This window comes from Rhodopirellula maiorica SM1 (assembly GCF_000346295.1).
In the GTDB taxonomy this organism is placed as follows: domain Bacteria; phylum Planctomycetota; class Planctomycetia; order Pirellulales; family Pirellulaceae; genus Novipirellula; species Novipirellula maiorica.
In genome coordinates, this window is sequence record NZ_ANOG01000814.1 from 1 (window position 1) to 4,144 (window position 4,144).

General features: G+C 56.3%; 3 protein-coding genes. All 3 read left to right on the forward strand.

The genetic code is table 11. The annotated features are described in order from the left end of the window. Window positions 1-118: 118 nt before the first annotated feature. The 3 genes from RMSM_RS26610 (at window position 119) to RMSM_RS26620 (ending at window position 3,981) form a co-directional block, all read left to right on the forward strand. On the forward strand, window positions 119-1,102 hold the full coding sequence (locus tag RMSM_RS26610; RefSeq protein WP_008704079.1) for a glycosyl transferase: 984 nt from the start codon (window positions 119-121) through the stop codon (window positions 1,100-1,102). A gap of 1 nt (window position 1,103) precedes the next feature. Then, the gene (locus RMSM_RS26615; RefSeq protein WP_201767081.1) at window positions 1,104-1,817 is read left to right on the forward strand and encodes a PIG-L deacetylase family protein; all 714 of its coding nucleotides are present in this window, start codon (window positions 1,104-1,106) and stop codon (window positions 1,815-1,817) included. A 631-nt stretch (window positions 1,818-2,448) separates the two neighbouring features. Then, window positions 2,449-3,981, forward strand: a complete 1,533-nt coding sequence (locus RMSM_RS26620) for a capsular polysaccharide export protein, LipB/KpsS family (RefSeq protein WP_008704082.1) — start codon at window positions 2,449-2,451, stop codon at window positions 3,979-3,981. Window positions 3,982-4,144: the final 163 nt, after the last annotated feature.

The following is a 4,144-nucleotide window of genomic DNA, read 5'->3' on the forward strand; positions in this document are numbered from 1 at the left end:
TCATAAAATCAACTGGCCGCTAGCCCCGGTTGAATGTCGGAACCGAGGCTAGCGCCAAAGCGGCTAATAGACGGAAAGTCTTCTGCCTACCTGCCATATCGACCTGAGTTAAGAAAAAGTGAGTTTGCGAGTCGCGATACTAACCGAATCCGGTGACGGGATCGGCTATGGCCACCTGACACGGATGACAGCACTTGCATCGCAATTGTCGCACAGTGGTGCAGACGTCGCCTTGCGAGTGGATCACAAGGGCTCTGGCAGTCTTCCTCAATCGCTGGATTGGCAGATTCTGGATTGGCGTCTCCATCCCGACGTCGCCCGTTCGGTGGACGTCGCGGTCGTCGATTCCTACTTGGCGTCCGCAGCGGATTACTTGGCACTTTCGCACCGCGGCGTGAAAGTGGTCGCGATCGATGATTACAACCGACTTGTTTACCCCGTCCATACGGTCGTCAACCCGAACCCGGCATTTAATGCAAGTAGCGGCTCTCCCGCGAGTGTCGCATCTTCCCTTCAAACGATCGGCGGCTGCCAGTGGGTACTGCTTCGATCCGAAATCACCAAGACACCTCAAAAGCTGACTCATTCGCCCCACGTTGAACATGCGGTTGTGACGTTGGGTGGGTCCGACGTGCATGGGGTGCTGCCCACACTGCTAGATTGCTTGAGCGACCGTGTTCCGTCGATGACCGTGATTGCCGGTAACGATGACTACGCCTGCAGAATTCGAGCATCGCACGGTGGCGGGAACATCCAAGTGCACGGGGTGCTAAATGCCGCGGAAATGGCCGCGGCTCTTTCGGACTGCGACGTCGCGGTTTCCGCGTGTGGACAAACGCTGCATGAACTTGCCTACCTTGGAGTCCCTTTCGTCGGTATCCGCGTCGGCGACGACCAAGTTCCCAACCAAGACCACTACCTAAAATGCGGACTGCTGGGATCTAAAATTGATTGCCAACAAGACGATTGGTGCGAACTCGTTCGGCAAGACCTCGATGCTCTGTCCAGTCAAACTCTGCGAGAACAGCGATCGCAGTTAGGCCGATCAATCATCGATGGTCGTGGGCCTCAGCGACTGTGTGACCTTATTCGGAGCCTCTAAATTGAGTTCTCATTCCATGCAAAAAGTCCTGGTCGTGGCGGCCCATCCTGATGACGAAGCACTCGGATGCGGCGGAGCAATGGCGTGTCACGCGGCGATGGGCGATGAGGTCGCGGTTTTGTTCATGACCGATGGCGTCAGCTCGCGGTTGTCCGCGGGCCAATCCGAAGCGGCAACACGGAACACTGCAATGCAATCAGCGATGTCGATCCTCGGCGTGTCGCGGTTCCAAGCGATGACCTTTCCCGACAACGCGATGGACAGTGTCCCGTTGCTCGAGATCACGCAGGTGATCGAAGAATTCTGCAGCGATTGGGGCGTCCCCGATACGGTCTACACCCACCACGCATCGGACCTAAATCTCGATCACCGACTGACGCACCAAGCCGTCATGACCTGTTTCCGTCCGCAGCCGGCTGCGGACGGAAAACCTACAAAAATCCTGTCGTTTGAGGTGTTGTCCAGCACCGGATGGGAAGGGACCACAGCCGACTCATTCCGCCCCAACTACTTTGTCGACATCCGTTCGACGCTTAAGAAAAAGTTAGAAGCTCTCGACGCTTACAGCGAAGAGATGCGTCCGTTCCCTCACGCCCGCAGTCTGGAAACCGCCGAGCACCTCGCCCGCTACCGCGGCGCGAGTGTAGGCATGCCCGCCGCCGAAGCCTACGTGGTCCAGCGGATCCTCGAGTGCGTGACGAGGAGTGAGGAGTGAGGAGTGAGGAGTGAGGAGTGAAGGAGTTGGGAGTTGGGAGTTGGGAGTTGAGAGTTGAGAGTTGAGAGTTGAGAGTTGAGAGAATTCACCCTCCCAGCTTGCGTTGGGAGGGTCGGAAAACGAGCCTTCAGCGAGTTTTTCGGGGAGGGCTGGCGACATCTCGCTTGCACGCCCCCCACCCAAAGCAGAGGCGGGTTCAATGTCGCCCGACGTCTCCGACGTCGGTTTCACTATTTGCCACTGCCAAGGAAACAATGCTTCGTTTAACGTTTAGCCGACAGGCGTACGCTGACGAACGCGAGTACGCTAATCGGCTGACTGCTAAACAATAAGATCAACAAGCCGTTAACGAATTTCAGTGCAAAATCGCATCTGCCGGGTCTGCGTCGCTACCACGACTTAATCCGGCCTACCCATCCACTCACCCACAGCCGGCTGAAAGTGGCCGGGGAGGGCTGGCGACTTCTCGCTTGCACGCTCCACGCAACAAACCCTATAGCTGTTGATGCCTCGTTGATTTAATCCGTCGCGGATCAATCAACCAACAAGCTGCCCGCGGCTTTCGCTGCGCGACGATGACAGGCTAGAAGCCTATCCCACATTGCACCCCACTCATCTTATCGAATGACCTATGTTTACATCGTTTGACCAGTCACGCTCGGCCGTCGCCAAACAAGGACCTCTTAACGTGGTGCTTTTCGAGACACAAGAGGCATCACCGCACCTTGAAACCACGCTGGAAATCGCCCAACGACATCTTGATGCGGGCGACAACGTAACGATCTGTTTCTGGTACGGCGAACTGCCGTACCACGAGCCGTGGGGACCAACCGATCCATCGGTTCGCCCTGGAGCTGCGTTTGATCGTGGCATCAAACGACTCAGCAGCGACGTCCGTGTGATCGATCGACTCGGACTGTCCGAACTGCGGAAAAGCGAACTCGCCAAAGAGGCCGCCGAAATGCCGCTGAGTACCATTGCGGATCTAAAATTGTTACGCTGGCGGGACCTGGATCTGGGGATGGGCGTCGTTTCGTCACTGATTTCCCGTTTCAAAACTCCTGATCTCGATCTGCAAAAGCACAACAATATCGCTCGCGATGCAATCCGCGCCTTCATGCTGGCATATGAAGCATCCTGTGCGGTTTATGCTGAGAACCATTTCGACCTCGCCTACTTCTTTAACGGTCGGTTCTGTAGCACGCGAGCCATCCTGGGGGCCACACAGAACAATCAGATTGAGTTTCGCATCCAAGAGCGTGGCTGCGATCCTTCGCACTACTGTCTATTGACGAATGTTCCACATGATCGCGTACGCTTGCAACGAAACATTCTGAAATTCTGGGATCAGCACTCTGAGGAATATCGGCAGCAGCAGGCAGAAGCGTTCTATGACGGACGACGAAAAGGAGGCTCCCACGGCTGGCCCTCCTTCACCAGCCATCAAGACCAAGGAGTGCCGCAAACGCTGCGTAGTACCCGATATTTGCTGAGTTACTTCTGCGGTTCTGACGACGAGAACGTTGCGATCGGCGACGCGTTCGCGCAACAAGGATTCGAAACGCAAGCCGAAGCGGTGCTGGCGCTGTTGGACACGATCAAATCGCAGCCGGACTGTCATCTCGCGATCCGCGTCCACCCACATCTGAGAAGCAAATCGGCCGAGTCGAGATATTTCTGGGACCACTTGCCCGTGAGCGAAAACGTCACGGTCATCGCAGCCGATTCGCCGATCAATTCCTACGACTTGATTGACGCCAGTGATCTCGTGATCACCTACGGTTCGACGGTCGGAGTCGAAGCGTCATATTACGGCAAGCCCGTGCTACTACTGGGATCCTCGTTCTACGACCAACTCAACGCGTCGCATCAAGCGTACACACCCGAGACAATCCGCGACTTCCTATCGGATCCAGCGCAGTGGACGTCGCACGCGCGAGCAGGTTCACTGAAGTACGGTTTTTACGCGAACAAGCACGGTGTACCGTTTGAGTACTACGAGCCGAGCGACTTCTTCTACGGTGAATTCCGCGGCCAAAACTTGTTCGTCGAACCACCGCATGCGACTCACCACGAAGCTCACGGGCTCCCCGATCGCATCAGCCGCCGAACACGCAAGGTCTTCCGCTCGTTACTCCCCAAAGCCCTGCGTTCGCCCCAGTGAGACGTGACGCGTCAGCGACCGGGTAGCGAAAGTCATCAATGTGGGATAGGCTTCCAGCCTGTCATCACGCTGAGCTCACCTGAGGGTCTTCTGCGAACCCCCAAAACGTAATGATCGCGGAGCGATCAACGACAATGGCCGTAGCGAAAGTTGCCGAGACTTT